Consider the following 20,372-nt stretch of genomic DNA (forward strand, 5'->3'; position numbering starts at 1 on the left):
ATTTTTACCAACCAGTACCCACCAGTGGTTAAAAACTTAAAATTATGACGCAATTTAATATTGAAGATCACCCACACAGAAGGTTTAATCCCTTAACGAACGAGTGGATTTTGGTGTCCCCGCATCGTGCCAAACGTCCCTGGCAGGGGCAGGTCGAAAAGGCTTCGGTTGAAGAACGCCCGGCTTACGACCCCAACTGCTATTTATGCGCCGGTAACGAACGAATCGGAGGCCATAAAAACCCCGACTACAAAGGAACCTTTGTATTTACCAACGACTTTAGTGCCTTGCTTACCGACACGCCCGATGGTGGCATGGACGAAGGTAGTCTGTTTCAGGCCAAAAGCGAAAGTGGTATCTGTAAAGTAATATGCTTTAGCGAAAACCATGCGCTGACCGTGCCCGAAATGGCGGTGGAAGATATTCGTGGCGTTGTTGATGTTTGGTGCCGCGAGTTCGAGGAACTGGGCAGTCAGGAATTGATCAACTATGTGCAGATTTTTGAGAACAAGGGCTCCATTATGGGCTGCTCAAACCCGCACCCGCACGGCCAAATTTGGTCATCATCGTCGGTGCCTGTGGAACCCGAAAAGGAATCGGTTACACAAAAAGCGTACTTCGACAAAACAGGACGCACTTTGCTGGGCGATTATGTTGCTGCTGAATTGGATAAAAAGGAACGCCTGGTGGCCGAAAACGAACACTTTGTGGCTTTAGTGCCGTATTGGGCCGTTTGGCCGTTCGAAGCGATGATCATCAGTAAACGTGCCGTTCAGAATATTCTTCAACTGACCGACGACGAACGTACCGCTTTGGCGGATATTTACAAGCAGCTGACGGTGAAATACGATAACCTGTTCGAAACGTCGTTTGCATATTCAGCCGGTCTACACCAGGCACCAACCGATGGTAAGGACTACCCGGAATGGCATCTGCACATGCACTTTTATCCGCCATTGTTGCGTTCGGCTACGGTGAAGAAATTCATGGTGGGCTACGAAATGTTGGCTACACCGCAGCGCGATATCACTGCCGAGCAGGCAGCCCGTCGCCTTCGCGAATTATCAGACATTCATTATAAACATCAATAAAACAAGACAAACCAGAATTATGACTAAGATTAGTTCTTTAGTAGAAAAAATTAACGGCGGAAACAATCCGCTTTTCCATGAATTATACGGAACCGATGAAACGGTTTTAAAAACAATGGCCGATCGCTATGCCAAGTATATGGAGCAATACAGCGCCGCTTATGGATCGGACGATGTTAGTTTATTCAGTTCTCCGGGGCGTACCGAAGTGGGCGGTAACCATACCGATCACCAGTTGGGACGTGTATTGGCCGGTGCGGTTAACCTGGATAATATTGCTGTTGCTGCTCCAAACGGAACCAACATTGTTCGGATCGACTCGGTTGGCTTTAAGCCATTTGAAGTGGACTTGTCGGACTTGGAAATCAAGGAGTTTGCAGTAACACCAGGCAACCTGGTAAGAGTGTATGCGAAAGAGTTAAAAGCAATGGGACTGAAAGTCGGCGGATTCAATGCCATCATTCACGGTGCTGTGCCCGAAGGTTCCGGTTTAAGCTCTTCGGCTTCTTTTGAAGTGTTGATCGGAGCTATTTTCAGCGAGCTGTTTAACGATGGAAAACTGGATCCGGTTGATAATGCCAAGATTGGTCAGAAAGCCGAACACGCGTGTCATAAATTCTGCGGATTGATGGATCAAACGGCTTGTGCTGTTGGTGGTTTCATTACAATCGACTTCGAAGATAAAGCAAACCCCATTGTAAAAGCATTGGATTTCGACTTTGCAACAACCGGTTATTCCCTGGTCATTACCAATACAGGTGGTAGTCACGGTGGTCTCGACAAGGAATACAATTCATTGCCTGCTGAGATGAAAGCTGTGGCCAAAGAATTGGGACATGACGTTCTTCGTCCGGCTTCCATTGAAGATGTTGTTAAAAGCATTCCTGCTATTCGCGAAAAAGTGGGCGACCGTGCCATCCTTCGTTCTATTCACTTCCAGGGAGATAACGCCCGGGTGGTTAAACAAGTTGAAGCTTTGGAGGCGGGTAACTTCCAGGGATTCCTGGGCATGGTAATTCAATCGGGTTACAGCTCGTACATGTACAACCAAAATATTTACGTTAACCGGGAGCCGGAATACCAACCTGTTGCTTTAGGATTGGCTTTGAGTGAATTAGTGTTGGCAGGCAAGGGCGCATGGCGTGTGCATGGCGGTGGTTTTGCCGGTACCATTCAGGCTTTTGTTCCGAATGATCTGTTGGATGAATATATTTCAACTTTAGAGTCAGTGTATGGTGAGGGGAACTGTCATACCTTGTTCATCCGCTCAAAAGGTTCAATCAAACTAGACCTCTAATTATAACATAATAGACTTAAACGATTTAAAATGAGTAAAAACAAGTATTTGTTCCCGTTGATTGTAATGGCTTCGCTGTTTTTCCTGTTTGGATTCATTACAACCATGAACAACTCGACCATCGAATTCTTAAAGAATGCCTTTGGCTTGAATGATGTTCAAAAGCAATTGCCGAACACATTCTTCTATGGTGCTTACGTATTATCGGTGCCTGTTGGCTTTTTAATTAAGCAAATCGGCTACCGTTTCTCCATCTTCACCGGATTGGCGTTGATCGCTTTGGGCTTCTTTGCCTGTATTCCAGGGGTAGGCTTCGGCTACTATGGTTTCCTTTGCGCCGTGTCAATTTTCGCAATTGGTGTTGTTATCCTGCAAGTGGCTGCTGCGCCTTATGTCGTTGCGCTCGGACCGAAAGATGGTGCCGCCAGTCGTTTGACATTGACCAACGCGCTGAACTCGGTGGCAACAGTAATTGCCCCGATCTTCGTATCTGTGTTGTTGGTTACTCCGGAACTGGGTGAAGGAGAAGTTCTGTCGAATGCTGCAATCAAGGATATCGTTAAGAACCCGTTTATCGGAATTGGTGTTGTTACTGTGGTGATTTTGGTGATTATGTTCTTCCTCAGCCTTCCGAATATTAAGGACGAGCAGGAGGCTGCTGAAGAAAGTAGTGCTGTGAAACACAAATCAAGTGCCTTTAAATATCCACACGTGTGGTTAGGCTCGCTGGCCATCTTTGTGTATATGGGAATCGAGATTGGTATCCCAAGTTTCTTCGCCGATTTTGCCAGTAAAGCGGGTGCAGTCATCGAAACATCAACCACCGATATGTTGAAGTTCTATTGGGGCGGATTAATGGTTGGTCGTTTGCTGGGTATCTTCATTTTGAAGAAATACAAACCGACGCTCATTCTTTCAATCTGTGCATTTGGCGGCGCTGCTATGTTGGCCGGAAGTATCCTGATGTCCGGCAATATTAGCATGTGGTTGTTCCTCGGAACCGGTTTATTCCACTCCATCATGTGGCCGGTAATTTACAGTTTAGCACTCGAAGACCTGGGCCCGCACGCCGATGTGGCTTCCGGTATTATCGCGACTTCTGTAATCGGTGCAGCAATCCTGACTCCGATTATGGGTGCTATTCAAACAACGACCGGAACGGTTATCGCAGCAGTTTGCTGTTTGTTTGTGTATTACCTTTACCTGGTGTTTTTTGCCACCAAAGGCTCAAAAATCAGATCATAATCCGATTACATACAAGCAGAAAGGCCGGGCAGTTTTGTCCGGCCTTTTTTATGCGCTGCGATTTAGTTAATCGAAGACGCCGGAATGCGGACATGGCGACTGGTACACGCAGACACGCCACTAAAATCGCTTGAAAATGTTTTAAACGATGGAAAAATACTTTACTTTTGGATCGCTTTAATTGTCAAACAAACAGCATACTTCATGTCGAGCTGTATCTGGCGATAAAAGAATATACCTAAATCAAAATAGTTGTTTAATTAAAATGTTGATTAGAATCAATCTCTAAACCTTTTTAAGTATGATTCAAAAGAAAAGTTATGCATTGCCAATTCTGATGATGATCTTACTGTTTGGTATGATCTCGTTTGTAACCAATCTGGCTGCACCCATGGGAGTTGTTGTGAAGTCTCAGTTTCAGGCTTCGAATTTCTTAGGCATGTTGGGTAATTTCGCCAACTTCCTGGCTTACCTGTTTATGGGTATCCCGGCAGGTAAATTATTGGAAAAAATCGGCTACAAGAAGACTGCTTTACTTGGTATCGTTGTCGGATTTGTAGGCGTTGGAGTTCAGTTTATGTCGGGTATTGCCGAGAGTTTCCTGGTTTATCTGTTGGGAGCTTTCATTGCCGGTTTCTCCATGTGTATCCTCAATGTTGTTGTGAACCCCATGTTGAATACACTTGGTGGTGGCGGTAGAAAAGGAAACCAGTTGCTTCAGGTCGGAGCCACTTTCAACTCGTTAATGGGTACCTCTGTGCCTTTACTAGTGGGTATGTTGGTTGGTGTGGTTACTTCCAATACATCCATCAAAGACGTAAACCCGGTGATGTTTACAGCAATGGGCATTTTTGCCGTAGCGGGTATCGTCCTGGCTTTTGTTAATATTCCCGAGCCTCACCTGAATACCGGAGAGGTAGTTGCCGAAAAATCAAAACACAGCGCCTGGTCGTTTCGCCACTTTGTTTTGGGAGCCATCGGTATTGGTGTGTATGTTGGTGTTGAAGTAGGAGTACCCGGAACCATGTTCTTCTTTTTGGCCGATGCCAACGCCGGCGGACTGGATGCCGCAACAGCCGGTACTGTTGTTGCAACTTATTGGTTGATGATGCTTGCTGGCCGTTTTATCGGTGCGTCTATCGGCGGAAAAGTATCCAGCAAAACGATGTTGGTTGCAGCATCCGGAATTGGTATGATCTTAACCCTGCTGGCCATTGTTTCACCATCAACCTTCGCGGTGTCAATTCCGGTGTTCCAGAGTAGCGCAACAGGCCTTTCGTTCGGATTGGCAAGTGTGCCCGTTAATGCCATGTTTTTGGTATTGGTAGGTTTATGTACTTCGGTTATGTGGGGCGGTATTTTCAACCTGGCTGTTGAAGGCTTGGGTAAATTCACTGCATCAGCATCGGGTATTTTTATGACCATGGTTGTTGGTGGTGGTATTTTACCACTGGTTCAGAACTTTGTTGCCGACAATACCGGTTACCTGGTTTCGTATTGGGTGCCCTTCATCGGTTTGGCTTACTTGTTCTATTATTCATTGATTGGAAGCAAAAATGTGAATACCGATATTCCGGTAGACTAGTGAGTTGATTTTTTTTCGGGGCTGTTCGAAACGGCCTTTCGAAAATCCATAAAAGCCCTTCGAAGATATCGAGCGATATTTTCGAAGGGCTTTTTGTGTTATAAAACATGCTGGATGAAAAAAAATGGGTTTTTTAATAAAAGTATAAGTTACTTTTATAATTTTGATCCCCATGAAACTCGATAATCAAACATTGCTGAACGAATTATATGGGGAGCATCCCCAGCACTATGTTGCGGTCGACTGTGTCATCTTTGGATACAGAGATGGTGAGTTGAAGCTTTTGCTTTACCCCCGTAGTTTTGAACCTGCCAAAGGAAACTGGTCGTTGCTGGGTGGTTTCATCCAAAAGGATGAGTCGTCGGATCAGGCAGCAGAGCGAATTTTGAAACGGACAACCGGTCTGGATCAGATTTATATGGAGCAGGTGGCCGCCTTTACGCAGCCCGATCGTGAACCATCGGCCCGGGTAATCAGTATTGCTTATTTCGCCTTAATCCGTCTGGATGATCACGACGAGGAAATTGTTCATCAATACGGGGCGGATTGGTTTTCGTTTGGTGATAAGCCGGAGTTGATTTTCGACCACGAAGAAATTATCACCCAGGCATTGGCCAAGCTGCAACAAAAGGCGGGCTACCAGCTGGTGGGGCCCGAGTTATTACCCGACTTATTTACGATTACCCAGTTGCGCGGGCTCTACGAAGCCATCTTTCAGCGCACCCTCGATCCGGGGAATTTCCGCAAAAAAGTTTTATCGCTCGGGGTGTTAAAAAGGCACAACAAAAAAGATTCAACCGAATCGAAAAAGGGGGCTTTTTATTACAGTTACGAGGAGAAGCCCGATAGTCAAGAGAAAGAGCTAAATCGAATTATTAAGATATAATACTAATCAAAAACATTTTAACAGATACGAAAATGGCAAAGAACGAATTAAAAAACTATGAAGTTTGGTTTGTAACCGGTAGTCAGCATTTATACGGCCCCAAAACATTGGAACAGGTCGCAGAACACTCCAAAGAAATTGCAGCGGCATTCGATGCATCGTCAGAGATTCCTGTAAAAGTAGTGGTAAAACCTACTGGCGTTGGATCAAAAGAAATCCATACGATTTGTAAGGAGGCCAACAGCGCTGATAACTGTATCGGTATCATTACCTGGATGCACACCTTCTCTCCTGCAAAAATGTGGATTCACGGATTGCAGGAGTTGCGCAAACCAATTCTGCACTTACACACACAATACAATAAAGAAATTCCATGGAACGAGATTGACATGGACTTCATGAACCTGAACCAAAGTGCTCACGGTGACCGCGAATTCGGTCACATTATGGCACGCATGCGTATGAACCGCAAGGTGGTGGTTGGTCACTGGCAAGATGCCAAAACCGTGAAGCGAATCGCCGTTTGGGCTCGTGTAGCAGCTGCTTACGCTGATTCACGCGATATGTTGATCATCCGTTTCGGTGACCAAATGAACAATGTTGCCGTAACCGACGGTGATAAAGTGGAAGCCGAAAGAGTATTCGGTTACCACGTAGATTATAGTCCGATTGGCGACCTGGTAAAAGTTCAGGACAACGTGTCGGACGAAGATGTTGCTGCCCTGGTGAAAGTTTACGAACAAGAATATGACCTGGCTGACAACTGTAAAGAAGGTGGCGAGTTTCGCGAGCAAGTGGTGAAAGCCGCCCGGATCGAAATCGGTTTGCGTCGTTTCCTGGAGAAAAAGGGAGCAAAGGCGTTCACTACCAACTTCGACGATTTGGAAGGTGTTGACCAATTGCCTGGTTTGGCTTCTCAACGTTTGATGGCCGAAGGTTATGGTTTTGGAGCCGAAGGCGACTGGAAAACAGCTGCTTTGTGTCGTCAAATGTGGTTTATGAGCCAGGAGTTGCCTGACTACAAAGGATGTTCATTCCTGGAAGACTACACCTTGAACTTCGATGGTGAAAAGAGCGCCATTCTGCAAGCCCACATGTTGGAAGTTTGTCCGTTGATTGCCGATCACAAACCAAAACTGGAAGTTCACCCCTTGGGAATCGGTGGTAAAAACGACCCGGCTCGTTTGGTATTCACCAGCAAAACAGGTCCTGGTGTGGCAGCAACAGTCATCGATATGGGTAACCGTTTCCGGATGATCGTAAACACTGTAGACTGTATCGAGACCAAGCAACTTCCGAAACTTCCGGTAGCCAGTGCCTTGTGGATTCCGCAACCGAACTTTGAAATTGGTGCAGCAGCCTGGATTTTGGCCGGAGGTACACACCACACCAGCTTCTCGTACGACCTGACTGTTGAGTTCATGGAAGACTTTGCCGAGATGACCGGAGTAGAGTTTGTACTAATTGACAACAATACAACCATCTCGCAATTTAAAAATGAATTGCGTTGGAACGACCTGTATTACCACTTGTCAAAAGGCTTATAATCAATCGATCTTTAAAATAAACTAAAACTAAAACTAAAGACAAATGGCTTTACTAGACTGGATCGTAATTGTGGTATTCGCTTTGGCCTTGATTGGGATTATTGCCTGGGTTTTCATGCAAAAAGAAGAAACCTCGGGTGACTACTTCCTGGCTGGCCGCGATGCCTCATGGATCGCTATCGGTGCATCAATTTTTGCGTCGAATATTGGATCAGAACACTTAATTGGCTTGGCCGGCGCTGGTGCCTCAAGCGGTATGGCAATGGCTCACTGGGAAATTCAAGGGTGGATGATCTTGATTCTGGGCTGGGTGTTTGTACCCTTCTATACCCGAAGTATGGTTTCAACCATGCCCGAGTTCCTTGAACGTCGTTATAATAAAGAGTCGCGGACTATTCTGTCGTTGATCTCGTTGATCAGCTACGTATTAACTAAAGTTGCGGTAACGGTTTACGCCGGTGGTTTGGTGTTCCAGCAAGTGTTTGGAATTGAAACTATGTGGGGAATCGATTTCTTTTGGATTTCGGCAATTGGCTTGGTACTCTTAACGGCAATTTACACTGTAATTGGTGGTATGAAATCCGTCCTTTATACGTCAGTACTTCAAACTCCTATTCTGCTGCTAGGCTCAATGATTATTGTGTGGCTTGGTCTGAAAGAAGTTGGAGGCTGGGAAGAGGTGGTGCGTATCACCAAGGCTACGCCTGTCAATGATCTGGGTGACTCCATGTTCAACCTGGTGCGCTCGAACCGCGATTCGCAGTTTCCGTTTTTAGGTGTACTTATCGGATCAGCCGTTATTGGTTTCTGGTATTGGTGTACCGACCAGTTTATTGTACAACGTGTACTTTCGGGAAAAGATGAGCGTGAAGCCCGTCGTGGTACCATTTTCGGTGCTTACCTGAAATTAACACCGGTATTCTTATTCATGATTCCGGGGATGATTGCTTTTGCCATTCACCAAAAGACAGGAAGCTTCCTTCCGATGATGGATAGCGGTGCGCCAAATGCTGATGCGGCTTTCCCAACCATGGTTGCGAAACTGTTGCCTGCCGGTGTGAAAGGTCTCGTGGTTTGTGGTATCCTGGCTGCGTTGATGAGCTCGCTGGCTTCATTGTTCAACTCATCGGCGATGTTGTTTACCATCGACTTCTACAAAAAGTACCGGCCTAACACGAGCGAAACAAAATTGCTTCGCGTAGGCCGTATTGCGACCGTTGTTATCGTGATCTTAGGTATTCTCTGGATTCCGATTATGCGTAGCATTGGTGATGTATTGTATACTTATCTGCAAGATGTTCAATCGGTGTTGGCACCGGGTATTGCCGCTGCCTTCCTGTTGGGTATCCTTTCATCAAAACCAACACCGAAAGGTGGGATGTGGGGTATGATTGCCGGTTTTATCGTCGGTGTTATGCGCCTTGGTGCGAAAGTGATGTATACAACATTGGCCGGACATGCCGGTTACACCGATGTTAAGTTGTGGGCTGCAGAAACAGGTGTGAATAACATCTTTTATACCTTGTTTTACGATGTAAACTGGTTGTTCTTCAGTGGTGGTATGTTAATCTTCAGTATCATTGTTGTGATGGTGGTAAGTAGGTTTACTCCAGCAGCTTCAGCAGAGCAACTAAAAGGCTTAACGTTTAGTTCGGCAACTGAGGAAGACAAAGCTGCGACCCGCGCTAGCTGGGGACTTTCAGAAGTAATACATACCGCAATTATTCTGGCTTTAACAGCTGCATTCTATATCTATTTCTGGTAATCGTAACCGGGAATAACAATCATGGGTAACTTATTTCAATAAAGACAAAACACCGGCTGCCGTTTCGGTAGCCGGTTATTTCCCCGACGAATTTAAACTGTTGGTGCATTTTAAGTTGGTTCCGAAAAGGGAGTTGTTGTCTAAAATCCTAAATGAAGAAAAGATGTTAGAAAAATTAAAACAAGAGGTTTGTCAGGCTAACCTGGACTTAGTGGCCCACGGCCTGGTGATCTTCACCTGGGGAAATGTTAGTGGTATCGACCGCGAATCAGGACTGGTGGTGATTAAACCCAGCGGTGTGTCGTACGATGGTATGAGCCCCGATGATATGGTGGTGGTGGATTTGGATGGTAATGTGGTGGAAGGTAAATACAAGCCATCTTCAGATACAGCTACTCACCTGGTTCTGTATAAGGAATTCCCGAATATTGGAGGTGTGGTTCACACGCACTCCGAGTGGGCAACAAGTTGGGCACAAGCCGGCAAGTCGATCCCGGCTGTTGGTACAACCCATGCCGATTATTTCTACGGTACAGTTCCGTGTACCCGCAAAATGACGGAAGAAGAAATTAAATCGGCTTATGAACTGGAAACCGGTAACGTAATTGTCGAGTGTTTTAAAACGCAGGATATCAATCCGGATTATGTGCCCGGCGTGTTGGTGAATAACCATGCTCCCTTCTCGTGGGGAACCAATGCACACGATGCCGTTCATAATGCCGTTGTATTGGAAGAAGTGGCGAAAATGACTTTCCGTTCTTTCCAATTGAATGCGAACACGGAGATGGATCAGGTATTGCTGGACAAGCACTTCCTGCGTAAACATGGAGCAAATGCCTATTATGGCCAAAAATAAAAACTGAAAAAAACGAAATTGACATGACCCAAGCTAAATATACGATTGGACTAGATTATGGATCAGATTCGGTACGTTCGTTGATTGTGGACGTTGCAACCGGAGCAGAAATCGCCAGCGTGGTTTTCCCTTATCCACGTTGGGCTAAAGGAATGTACTGTGTTCCTCACGAAAACCAATTCCGTCAGCACCCGCTGGATTACCTGGAAGGTTTGGAATACACCATTGTTGAAGCCTTGAAACAAGCTCCGGCCGGAGTTGCTGAAAATGTTGTTGGTATTTCAATCGATACAACAGGTTCAACACCTGTTGCGGTTGACGAGAAAGGTACACCTTTGGCATTAACGCCCGGTTTCGAGGAAAATCCGAATGCCATGTTCGTTCTGTGGAAGGACCACACAGCTGTAAAAGAAGCGGACGAAATTAACGAACTGGCGAAGAAATGGGAAATTGACTTCACCAAATACGAAGGTGGAATATACTCATCCGAGTGGTTCTGGTCGAAAATTTTACATGTATCGCGTGCTGATGCAGGCGTTTTGCGTGCGGCTAATTCATGGGTTGAACACTGCGACTGGATTCCGGCGGTATTGACCGGAACAACCCGTCCGCAGATTTTGAAGCGCAGCCGTTGTGCTGCCGGTCACAAAGCCATGTGGCACGAGGCATTCGGTGGTTTGCCTACCGAAGAGTTTTTGGTAGCGCTGGATCCAATCCTGAGTGGATTGCGCGATCGTATGTTTAAAGAAACTTATACCTGCGATGTTGCCGTTGGTAAGCTGACACCCGAATGGGCTGAAAAATTAGGCTTGTCAACCGATGTTGTGGTTGGTGTTGGTGCATTCGATGCACACCTTGGAGCTGTTGGTGCTCAAATTGAGCCTTACTACCTGAGTAAAGTGATGGGAACATCAACTTGCGACATGCTGGTGGCGCCGAACGAGGAAGTAGGAGATAAGCTGATTGCCGGTATTTGTGGACAGGTTGACGGCTCGGTTGTTCCGGGAATGCTCGGAATGGAAGCCGGTCAATCGGCATTCGGCGATATTTATGCCTGGTTCAAAAAGGTATTGATGTGGCCGGCACAGCAAATCATTGGTCAAAGTGAATTGGTAGATGAAGCTACACGAGCAAAATTGCTTGATGAGCTTTCTGATAAAATGATTCTGGAGCTGAGCAAGGCTGCTGAAGCATTACCCATCGACGAAAAAGGCGTGCTGGCCATCGACTGGATGAACGGACGCCGTACACCCGATGCCAACCAAAACCTGAAAGGTGCCATTGCCGGCTTGAACCTGGGAACCGATGCCCCTCGGATCTTCCGTTCGCTGGTTGAAGCAACGGCTTTCGGTTCAAAAGCCATTGTCGACCGCTTCATCGAGCAAGGTGTCCCCATTAAAGGGGTGATTGCCCTGGGCGGTGTGGCAAAAAAATCGAAACTGGTGATGCAGATCGTTTGCGATGTGTTGAATATGCCGATTAAAGTGGCTCGCTCGGAGCAAGCTTGTGCTTTGGGATCAGCGATGGCTGCGGCTGTTGTGGCCGGAGTGTACGCTACGACCCACGAAGCGCAGGAAAAAATGGGTGGTGGTTTCGAAACCGAATATCAGCCTATTCCGGAGAACGCGGCCAAGTATCAGGCCATCTACGAGAAATACAGCAAGCTTGGTCAGTTTATCGAAGAGAATCTGACGCGTTAAGCTTTGGTTATTGCAATCTTAACCCGATTGCAATTCCTGAAAAAAATCATAAATTGCCCGGTAAAAACCGGGCTTTTTTTATGTACGATATTATTGGAGATGTACACGGACAAGCAGGGATGTTGAAAGACCTGCTCAGAAAAATGGGTTACACGGCGGCCAACGGTTACTTTAGCCATCCCAGCCGCAAAGCTGTTTTTGTGGGCGATTTTATAAACCGCGGACCCCAGATTAAGGAGACAATCCGGATTATTAGAAGCATGACTGAAAATGCTGCCGCTTATGCCATCCTGGGCAATCACGAGGTCAACGCCTTATTTTATACTCTTCTGGATAAAGAAGGCAAACACATCAGTAAACGGTGGTCGCGCTTGCGGATGGACTTGAATCCCACCTTGGCCGAATTTGCAGGAAACAAAGAGAAATGGAACGAGCAAGTGCAATGGATGAGAAGCCTACCCTTGTTTCTGGAACTGGATGGCATTCGTGTGGTTCACGCCTGCTGGCAGGACGAGAATATCCGACTCTTAAAAGAGGCTTTCTGCGAGAACCCGAAGTTGAAGAAGAAACAATTGAAACTCATTGGGCGAAATCATAACGTTTTGGCAAAAGCGTTTTGGGAAACCTGCAAAGGAATTGATTTTTCCTTGCCCAAAGATTTACTGATTTTCGACAAAGAGGGCTGTGCCCATCGATCGTTCCGTTCGCGGTGGTGGGAGAGTCCCGAGGGCAAAACTTTTGAGGAGTTGTCGTTCGAAAGCCGATTCGAACTACCCAAATACCAAATTCCGAAAGAACTTGTTGTTGCCCGCGAACCCTATCCTGCCGACGCGCCTATTGTTTTCTTCGGACATTATTGCATGCGTAACGGATCGAACCGGATTAAACACAACGTTTGTTGCCTGGACTCCTGCGTTAGCCGCAAGGGAAAACTCACGGCTTATCGGTGGAGTGGCGAGAAAAGCCTGTTGGACGAAAATTTTGTGCAATAATTTTTCTTTCGATTGCCTTCTGATAATAAAGCGGTTATTTCGCGCGGCTCCCGTGGCATGCCAAATTTGGGCGTTTTTTTTCGGGAGGGCTATTGCAGACAAAAAAAGAAACTCTATATTTGCAGAGCCTTTTGAGAAACACAGTTCACGAGGTTAGTTCTTTAAAAAAGTGCTTTAGAAATCGACTAAGAAATCATGAAAATGGTGCGGTAGTTCAGCTGGTTAGAATATCGGCCTGTCACGCCGGGGGTCGCGGGTTCGAATCCCGTCCGCACCGCTTTTTTTCTTGATTGCTTAACCAAATATTGGTGCGGTAGTTCAGCTGGTTAGAATATCGGCCTGTCACGCCGGGGGTCGCGGGTTCGAATCCCGTCCGCACCGCATATCGATTGATAAAAGCACTTACTGGTGCGGTAGTTCAGCTGGTTAGAATATCGGCCTGTCACGCCGGGGGTCGCGGGTTCGAATCCCGTCCGCACCGCAAAAGCCACTCAATTTATTGGGTGGCTTTTTTGCGTTTACGCAGCCCGCTACACGGATGAAAGTAGCGGTTTTTCAAATAGCCGGTTGTTATGGATGCCGCAGCTTATAAGCTGAATTGCGATTCGAAGCATCGCTTCCGCACGAATTTTTCGTGTGGTCTGTGCTTTCGATGAACCACGCGGGAGCCAGAGGGTTGGAAAGCTCATCACCCGAATCGACGTGCAGCAAAAAAGCCAACCCGAAGGATGGCTTCTGCTCCGGAACATGTTTATTCCTGTTTTTTCGATTGTAGGCGATAGCCGATAACCAGGGCAATTCCGCCGAAAAGGAAAATCATCGATACATAGGCGGTTCCTTCGTCCATGCCCGCAGCATTGGCCAACAGGCTTCCGAAGAGTACCCCAATGGCGACCCCAATAAATAAGAGGCCTGCTTTTAGCGTAAAGAACATCGAGCCCCCTGCTTTCGACTTGAATAGGGAGGGATCGGCGCCTTTTTCAATCATTGCCATTCGCTCTTTGTTGCGTGTTGTCAGGTGGATATAGATCGAGGCGAATATAAAGGCAAAGAAACTGATCGGGATTAAAATGTCTTCTAACATGGCTTTTGTTTTTAGTGATTAATGTTTTCAAACTCGTCCTTATGACGCAGCTGCTTTAGTTCGGTTACAGTTCGATACTTACTTTTTTCGGAAAGTCCCTCCGGGTGATGCGCCTGCCAGCGGTAGGTAGGGTTTTCAATCGCCTCCCGACTTTTTGGTATTGATCAGAAGGCCTTCTTTTTTGTTGAAGGTGTTTTAGACCGATAACCCGACAACTTGAGACAACCATGACAACCATGACAACGGGAATCCACGACAACCCGACAACTTCTGAAAACAACGACAACAGCAACGTCGAACAATCCTAAACTTTCATCCCTGTTATTGATTCCCCGCAATCACGAAGTTTTTTTGTTGGAACAACTGTAACCAAGTTGGCTGTTTGGCGTCATATCGGGTGTATGAATCAACCGGATGATAACTTTTATATAGCCCGGGTTTTGGGTGGCGATACGGCATCGTACTCGTATCTGGTGGATCGCTATCAGGATCTGGTGTTCGGGTTGGCGCTGAAAATGCTTCGCAATCAGGAGGATGCCCAGGAGATGGCTCAGGATAGTTTTGTGAAGGCATACCGCTCGCTGGCCACGTACCGGCAGGAGTCGAAATTTTCAACCTGGCTGTACCGCATCACTTACAATGGCTGTATTAGTTTGATGCGCAAGCGCAAGTTGGAAGTGCGCTCGATGGATGAGCAGCAACTCACCGATGGCGATGAAGCCCGGTTAAACGAGCAGCTCACCGGGATGGACAAAGCGCTGGTTGAAAAACTGCTTCAGGAAGCTCTGGCAAAACTTCCCGAGTTGGAGCAGGTTTTAATCACCCTGTATTATTACGAGGATCAGAAGGTGGAGGAAATCAGCCATATTACTGGCTTGAGCGATAGTAATGTGAAGGTTAAAATACACCGGGCGCGTAAAAAAATGTACGCGCTGTTGCATCAAAGTTACGAGGAAGGTATTTTTAGTCCGGTTTAAACAGCAAGGCAATGAATCAACAAGATGAACAATTCCGAAAATTAATGCAAAATTACCGGCCGCAGCGGGCACCGGTCGATTTTTCGAAACGGGTGATGGATCAAATTCATGCGCTTCCGAAACTGGAATATAAACCGGTATTCGGGAAATGGTTTTTAACGATTTTCCTGAGCGTTTTTGCCGGCTTTGTAGCCGTGGTGCTATTCATGAGTGGTTCGGCGCGCCCGGCAACCGAAGCTCCCGGTTTGCTCGATAAGGTGCCGCAAGTTGAACTGGAAGTGTTTAACGAAGCCCATAAAGAGGTGCTGGGCTGGTTGGCGCAACTGCCTTCGGTTTTGATTTTTGCCCTGATGGTTGTTGCGGTATTGCTGGTTTTCGATCATCTGCTTAATCGGCGTATGCATCAGCGTAAACTCTAAAATAAAAGCCCCTGTGGCGTAGGGAAGCCGGAAACAGCTTCGATTTTGCTCCCTACGCCGTAGGGAAGCTAGTTGCAGCTTCGATTTTATTCCCTACGTTGTAGCGAAGGTAGTCGCAGCCTCGATTTCGTTCCCTACGTTGTTGGGAAGGTAGCAGCAGCTTCAGTTTTTGCGGCCCCTATGCAGCGAGCCCGGCTACAAAGTAACCGGGCTCGCTGTTTGGGTATGCTGTTTTTTTAGAATGGCAAATCGTCGCCTTCAGTTGGTTCCGGCGGAACATCGTCCATGCCGAATGGCGGAGGTACTGCGCCGCTTTCGCTGCCAACGGTTTCAATTTTCCAGGCGTTAATATTATGGTACCAGCGGCCGTTGAACTCGCGGCTTTCCACATCAAAAAAGACATTCACATCCATACCCGGCTGAAGTCCGTCGACCATGCTGATCTTGTCGCCAAACACGGTAAAGCAAACTTTTTTGGGATATTGATCTTGCGTTTCAATTACAAATTCTTGCTTTTTCCACTCGTTTCCAGCTTTACTAACACCGGACTGAACGGGTAAAAACTGGTTGATTTTTCCTTTAATTTCCATATTTCTTTTTCAATAATTGTCGATTGAAGCATCAAAAATAAGGATAAAAAAATCCCCCTGAAAACGATTTTCAGAGGGATTTAAAAAAGTTATCAAGAGTCTGTCTTATTTCTCAATATCCAGCAATTCAACTTCGAAGATCAAGGCCGAGTTTGGAGCAATATCTTGTCCGGCACCGCGTTCGCCGTAAGCCAGTTCGGCCGGAACATACAATTTCCATTTCGAACCAACCGGCATTAATTGCAGGGCTTCAGTCCAACCTTTAATCACTCCTTTTACCGGGAATGTAGCCGGTTCGCCACGTTCAACAGAGCTGTCGAATACTTTTCCGTCGATCAGGGTTCCGGTATAGTGGCATTTTACTTTGTCGTCCAAAGTTGGTTTAGGGCCTGTACCTTCAACCAACACTTCGTATTGAAGACCACTTTCGGTTGTAGTGATTCCTGCTTTTTCTTTATTGGCAGCCAGGAAATCTTCACCTTTTTTCAGGTTTTCGGCCGCTTCGGTTTCGCCGGCTTTGGCAAAATAAGTCTGAATGACTTGGCGGGCATCTTCGGCGCTGATTTGTGTTTCTTCACCTTTGATTTTTTCAGCCACGGCCGACAAAAGAATGTCCATGTCGAGCGCTTTTGTGCCCGGGGTCATCTCGATTCGTTGTTTTTCCATATCGCCGATTACAACCCCTAAGGCATAGCTGGTTGAATCGATGTTGCTGGTCAGTTTCGCAGGCGAATGACCACCAGGCTGGCAAGCTGTGAATGCAGTAACTGCAGCAATTGCCACGAGAACAGGTTTAAAATTCATATTCAATTTGTTAAATAATAGTTAGACAATTTCCAATAATTCCACATCGAAAATTAAGGTGCTGTTTGGTCCGATTGAACCGCCTGCTCCGCGTTCGCCGTAAGCCAGGTCCGAGGGGATATACAACCGCCATTTCGAACCTACCGCCATCATTTGAAGGGCTTCAACCCATCCTTGAATAACGCCGTTTACCGGGAAGGTAGCCGGCTCGCCACGTTGTACCGAGCTGTCGAAAACGGTTCCGTCGATCAGGGTTCCGTGGTAATGACAACGTACTTCGTCGGTTGCCGCTGGCTTTTCGCCATCACCTTGTACTAAAACTTTATATTGCAAGCCACTGGCTGTTTCGGTAACTTCCGGGTCCTGTTGGTTTTCGGCCAAAAATTTGACGCCTGCTTCCAGGTTTTTGCTGGCCTCGCCGCTTTGTTGTTCGTTCATGAAATCCTGCAGAATCTGGTTGGCTTCCTGAACACTTAATTTGGGTTGCTTGCCGGTAAAGGCATCTTCAATGGCGTTCATGAAATTTACCGGATCAACTGTTTTTACACCCGATTGGATTAAATTACTGGCAATGCTCAATCCAAGGGCATAGCTGAAATCTTCCAATCGTTTGTCTTGTTTTTGTTCTGACATATTCTGTTTTTTAATGAGCTACGAAGATAGGGTTATTTTTGGAACTGACTTAATTCAGGCGGGTTTCTGGCCGAATAACATTTCCTTTTTGCCCGGAGGGCCGGGTATGCGCTGCATGTCGAAACCACTTCGGGTCAATTTTCGCCGCACCTCGCCTTGTGCACAATAGGTTACAAACAGGCCGCCGGCCCGGGTTTGCGCAGCAATGGTTGCAAACAGCGCCTCGCTCCACATGTCGGCTTGCTTGTTAGGGGCAAAAGCGTCGAAATAAATCAAGTCGAATTGGGGCAGTATGTTGAAGTTGAAAATGGTTAAGTCGGCGTCGAGCTTGGTCAGTTCAAAGCCGGGAGCTATTTGCTGCGCTTTGTTCCACGGACATTGGTGCATCTGTTCAAACGGAGCCGATAATTCATCGGGGAACTGCCGGCTGAAGTTTAGCTGACTGAACTCGGCTTCGGTCAGGGGGTATTTTTCGATGCTGAAATAGCGAATGTTACGTTCGCCTTTGTTGGCCAGGGTCAGCAAGGCATTCAAGCCCGTACCGAAACCCACCTCGAAAATACAAAGCTCTTGCTTGGTTGAGCGTTGCAAGCCATTTTTGATAAATACGTGCATCGACTCCTGAATGGCGCCGTGAACCGAGTGAAAATGTTCGTTCAATGCCGGGACATACAAGGTATGCGATCCGTCGGCGGTTAAAATAAGTTCTCTATCCATCGTCATTTGAGTGAACAGCGAATTTGCTAAATTTATTTGAGGCCTCCATAATTTTGGAGTACATTTAACTGTTTTTAAAACTCTTTCAAATGCTTGTTAAAATTTACAACGAAAATCCCAACGAACGCGAGATTAACCGGGTGGTCGATTTGCTGCGCAATGGCGGCATTATTATTTATCCCACCGATACAATTTATGGTATTGGATGCGACATCACCAATGCCAAAGCGGTTGAAAGAGTGGCCCGAATCAAAGGGGTTGATGTTGCCAAGGCCGATCTGTCGTTTATCTGCAGCGATTTAAGTCACCTGTCGGCTTATGCCAAACCCATCCCGAACCATGTATTTAAACTGATGAGGCGTTGTTTGCCCGGGCCCTATACCTTTATTCTTGAAGCCAATAATCAGGTTCCCAAATACTTTAAAGGCAAGAAAAAAACGGTCGGCATCCGCGTGCCCGACAATGCCATTGTGCAAGCCATTGTGCGCGAACTGGGAAATCCGATTTTGTCGACCTCGGTTAAAGATGAGGATGAAATTCTGGAATATACAACCGACCCCGAACTGATTGACGAGAAATTCGAAAAGCTGGTCGATCTGGTGATCGATGGCGGTTTTGGGGGCAATATCCCATCAACGGTGATCGATTGTACCTCGGGAGTGCCCGAGATTGTTCGGCAGGGCAAAGGTAAAGTTGAGCTCTGACAGCGTGCGTTTTTCGTTTACTTTTTCCAGAAAGCAGGGGAGAACAAGACCAATACGGTAAATAACTCCAGCCGTCCCAACAACATCAGAAACGATAAGAACCACTTTCCAACTGCCGGAACTTGCGAGAAGTTCTCAGCAGGCCCGTAATTACCCAGTCCCGGGCCAATATTTCCCAGCGAGGTTGCGACCGCACCCATGGCGGAGTTCAGATCCGGATCGATCAGGGTAAACAAGGTGGTGCTGACAAAAAATATCATCAGGTAGATCATGAAAAAGGCCAGCACATTGGTGATAATTTGTTCCGAGACCGACCGTTTGTTGAAGCGAACCGGAATGATGGCATTGGGGTGCAGCAAACGGCGCAACTCGTAGTAGCTGTTCTTTAGGAGCAGAACAATCCGCATGATCTTAATACCGCCACCTGTTGACCCGGCGCTACCACCGAAAAAGAACAGCGTAAAGATCAGAACCATCAAGAAGGGCGTCCAGGTCAGATAGTCGGCCGTGGCATAGCCGGTTGTTGTAATAATGGACACCACCTGAAACAGGGTGTCGCGAAATGCTTGTTCGTAGCCCAGCTGCGTGGTGAGCAATAAACCCGAAAAGATGATCGCTGTAAAAATGACGATAAACAGGATGTAATATTTGAATTCTTCATTCTTGTATACCTTGTCGAACTTGCCCGTTAAAGCACTGTAGCTAAGCGTGAAGTTGGTGCCGGCAATAACCATGAAGAAAATGATGACATACTGAATAAAGGGCGAGTCCCAATAGGCCACCGATGCTTGTTTGGTGGAATAGCCCCCGGTAGCCATCGTGGTAAACGAATGGTTTATGGCATCGAAAAAGCTCATGCCGCCTGCCCACAGCAACAGCGACTCGACAACGGTAAAGAGCACATAAATTGCCCACAGGTTTTTGGCTGTTTGCTGAATGCGCGGATTCAGCTTGTCGGGTACCGGACCGGGCACTTCGGCGGCAAACAACTGCATGCCACCAATCCCAAATACGGGTAGAATCGCCAGCGACAGGACGATAATTCCCATCCCACCGAGCCACTGCGTGAGGCTGCGCCAAAAAAGGATGCCGTGGGGTAGCGCTTCAATATCATTCAATACCGAAGAACCGGTGGTGGTGAAGCCCGACATGGTTTCGAAAAAGGCATCGCTCAGCCGGGGAATCGAATTGCTGAGCAGGTAGGGCAGGCTCCCGAAGAGCGAGAAAACAATCCACACCAAGCTAACAATAATGAAGCCATCGTTTTTGCTGAAGCGTTTTTCGGCCTTGAACATCGTAGCAACAGCAAGCCCGCCAACGCCCAGGGTGATTAAGGCCGAGTTCAGCAGAGGAAGTACATCGGAGCCGTGGTACAGCAGTGCCACAAGCATCGATATTAGCATAAATATACCTTCAACGATCAATAAAAATCCGAGAATCTTTACAATAGCTTTGAAGTTGAACATATACCAGCGGACTT

At 46.9% G+C, this 20,372-nt stretch carries 19 protein-coding genes and 3 tRNA genes; 16 read left to right on the top strand and 6 right to left on the bottom strand.

From position 1 onward, the window contains the following. Positions 1 to 44: 44 nt before the first annotated feature. The 13 genes from C8N47_RS14015 (at position 45) to C8N47_RS14080 (ending at position 13,445) form a co-directional block, all read left to right on the top strand. A complete protein-coding gene (locus tag C8N47_RS14015; protein ID WP_107823202.1) occupies positions 45 to 1,091 on the top strand; it encodes a UDP-glucose--hexose-1-phosphate uridylyltransferase in 1,047 nt (348 codons plus the stop codon). Between the two features lie 19 nt (positions 1,092 to 1,110). Next, entirely contained in the window at positions 1,111 to 2,388 is a 1,278-nt protein-coding gene (locus tag C8N47_RS14020; RefSeq protein WP_107823203.1) for a galactokinase, read from the top strand. A 30-nt stretch (positions 2,389 to 2,418) separates the two neighbouring features. Then, positions 2,419 to 3,633, top strand: coding sequence for a glucose/galactose MFS transporter (gluP, locus tag C8N47_RS14025; protein WP_107823204.1), 1,215 nt, complete (start codon positions 2,419 to 2,421; stop codon positions 3,631 to 3,633). 301 nt (positions 3,634 to 3,934) lie between these two features. Continuing rightward, positions 3,935 to 5,218: an MFS transporter gene (locus C8N47_RS14030; RefSeq protein WP_211316145.1), complete on the top strand. Its 1,284-nt coding sequence runs from the start codon at positions 3,935 to 3,937 to the stop codon at positions 5,216 to 5,218. A gap of 172 nt (positions 5,219 to 5,390) precedes the next feature. Then, a complete protein-coding gene (locus C8N47_RS14040; RefSeq protein WP_107823206.1) occupies positions 5,391 to 6,104 on the top strand; it encodes an NUDIX hydrolase in 714 nt (237 codons plus the stop codon). Positions 6,105 to 6,136: 32 nt separating this feature from the next. Continuing rightward, positions 6,137 to 7,651, top strand: coding sequence for an L-arabinose isomerase (araA, locus tag C8N47_RS14045; RefSeq protein ID WP_107823207.1), 1,515 nt, complete (start codon positions 6,137 to 6,139; stop codon positions 7,649 to 7,651). A 43-nt stretch (positions 7,652 to 7,694) separates the two neighbouring features. Next, positions 7,695 to 9,416, top strand: a complete 1,722-nt coding sequence (locus C8N47_RS14050) for a sodium:solute symporter (RefSeq protein ID WP_107823208.1) — start codon at positions 7,695 to 7,697, stop codon at positions 9,414 to 9,416. 163 nt (positions 9,417 to 9,579) lie between these two features. Further along, positions 9,580 to 10,272 carry an L-ribulose-5-phosphate 4-epimerase gene (gene araD, locus C8N47_RS14055; RefSeq protein ID WP_107823209.1) on the top strand — a complete coding sequence of 231 codons (693 nt, stop codon included), beginning with the start codon at positions 9,580 to 9,582 and terminating at the stop codon, positions 10,270 to 10,272. Between the two features lie 23 nt (positions 10,273 to 10,295). Continuing rightward, on the top strand, positions 10,296 to 11,972 hold the full coding sequence (locus tag C8N47_RS14060) for a ribulokinase (RefSeq protein WP_107823210.1): 1,677 nt from the start codon (positions 10,296 to 10,298) through the stop codon (positions 11,970 to 11,972). A gap of 80 nt (positions 11,973 to 12,052) precedes the next feature. Then, on the top strand, positions 12,053 to 12,964 hold the full coding sequence (locus C8N47_RS14065) for a metallophosphoesterase (RefSeq protein ID WP_146161535.1): 912 nt from the start codon (positions 12,053 to 12,055) through the stop codon (positions 12,962 to 12,964). Positions 12,965 to 13,167: 203 nt separating this feature from the next. Then, positions 13,168 to 13,241: transfer RNA gene (locus C8N47_RS14070), tRNA-Asp, on the top strand. Between the two features lie 30 nt (positions 13,242 to 13,271). After that, positions 13,272 to 13,345: transfer RNA gene (locus tag C8N47_RS14075), tRNA-Asp, on the top strand. Positions 13,346 to 13,371: 26 nt separating this feature from the next. After that, positions 13,372 to 13,445 (top strand) — tRNA-Asp (locus tag C8N47_RS14080). Between the two features lie 270 nt (positions 13,446 to 13,715). On the opposite strand, the gene C8N47_RS14085 is transcribed toward C8N47_RS14080, so the two are convergent. Beyond that, a complete protein-coding gene (locus C8N47_RS14085; RefSeq protein WP_107823212.1) occupies positions 13,716 to 14,048 on the bottom strand; it encodes a DUF6249 domain-containing protein in 333 nt (110 codons plus the stop codon). A 401-nt stretch (positions 14,049 to 14,449) separates the two neighbouring features. Here C8N47_RS14085 and C8N47_RS14090 point away from each other — a divergent pair, with 401 nt between their 5' ends. Next, positions 14,450 to 15,025 carry an RNA polymerase sigma factor gene (locus C8N47_RS14090; RefSeq protein WP_107823213.1) on the top strand — a complete coding sequence of 192 codons (576 nt, stop codon included), beginning with the start codon at positions 14,450 to 14,452 and terminating at the stop codon, positions 15,023 to 15,025. Positions 15,026 to 15,036: 11 nt separating this feature from the next. Next, the gene (locus C8N47_RS14095; RefSeq protein ID WP_107823214.1) at positions 15,037 to 15,444 is read left to right on the top strand and encodes a hypothetical protein; all 408 of its coding nucleotides are present in this window, start codon (positions 15,037 to 15,039) and stop codon (positions 15,442 to 15,444) included. A gap of 236 nt (positions 15,445 to 15,680) precedes the next feature. Here the strand turns inward: C8N47_RS14095 and C8N47_RS14100 are convergent, their stop codons facing one another. From C8N47_RS14100 to mnmC2, 4 genes are all read right to left on the bottom strand, one after another. Beyond that, a complete protein-coding gene (locus tag C8N47_RS14100; protein ID WP_107823215.1) occupies positions 15,681 to 16,034 on the bottom strand; it encodes a DUF3127 domain-containing protein in 354 nt (117 codons plus the stop codon). A 105-nt stretch (positions 16,035 to 16,139) separates the two neighbouring features. Further along, entirely contained in the window at positions 16,140 to 16,838 is a 699-nt protein-coding gene (gene bamJ, locus C8N47_RS14105; protein ID WP_107823216.1) for a BamJ family beta-barrel-assembly machinery protein, read from the bottom strand. Between the two features lie 21 nt (positions 16,839 to 16,859). Next, positions 16,860 to 17,471 (bottom strand): BamJ family beta-barrel-assembly machinery protein, encoded by a 612-nt coding sequence (gene bamJ / locus C8N47_RS14110; RefSeq protein WP_107823217.1) that lies wholly within the window; start codon positions 17,469 to 17,471, stop codon positions 16,860 to 16,862. Between the two features lie 54 nt (positions 17,472 to 17,525). Then, a complete protein-coding gene (mnmC2, locus tag C8N47_RS14115; protein WP_211316146.1) occupies positions 17,526 to 18,194 on the bottom strand; it encodes a tRNA (5-methylaminomethyl-2-thiouridine)(34)-methyltransferase MnmC2 in 669 nt (222 codons plus the stop codon). Positions 18,195 to 18,277: 83 nt separating this feature from the next. On the opposite strand from mnmC2, the gene C8N47_RS14120 reads away from it, so the two are divergent. Beyond that, positions 18,278 to 18,892, top strand: coding sequence for an L-threonylcarbamoyladenylate synthase (locus C8N47_RS14120; RefSeq protein WP_107823219.1), 615 nt, complete (start codon positions 18,278 to 18,280; stop codon positions 18,890 to 18,892). Positions 18,893 to 18,909: 17 nt separating this feature from the next. Here the strand turns inward: C8N47_RS14120 and C8N47_RS14125 are convergent, their stop codons facing one another. Beyond that, entirely contained in the window at positions 18,910 to 20,295 is a 1,386-nt protein-coding gene (locus C8N47_RS14125; protein ID WP_245915721.1) for a TrkH family potassium uptake protein, read from the bottom strand. Positions 20,296 to 20,372: the final 77 nt, after the last annotated feature.

The sequence above is a fragment of the Mangrovibacterium marinum genome (genome assembly GCF_003046625.1).
Taxonomy (GTDB): domain Bacteria; phylum Bacteroidota; class Bacteroidia; order Bacteroidales; family Prolixibacteraceae; genus Mangrovibacterium; species Mangrovibacterium marinum.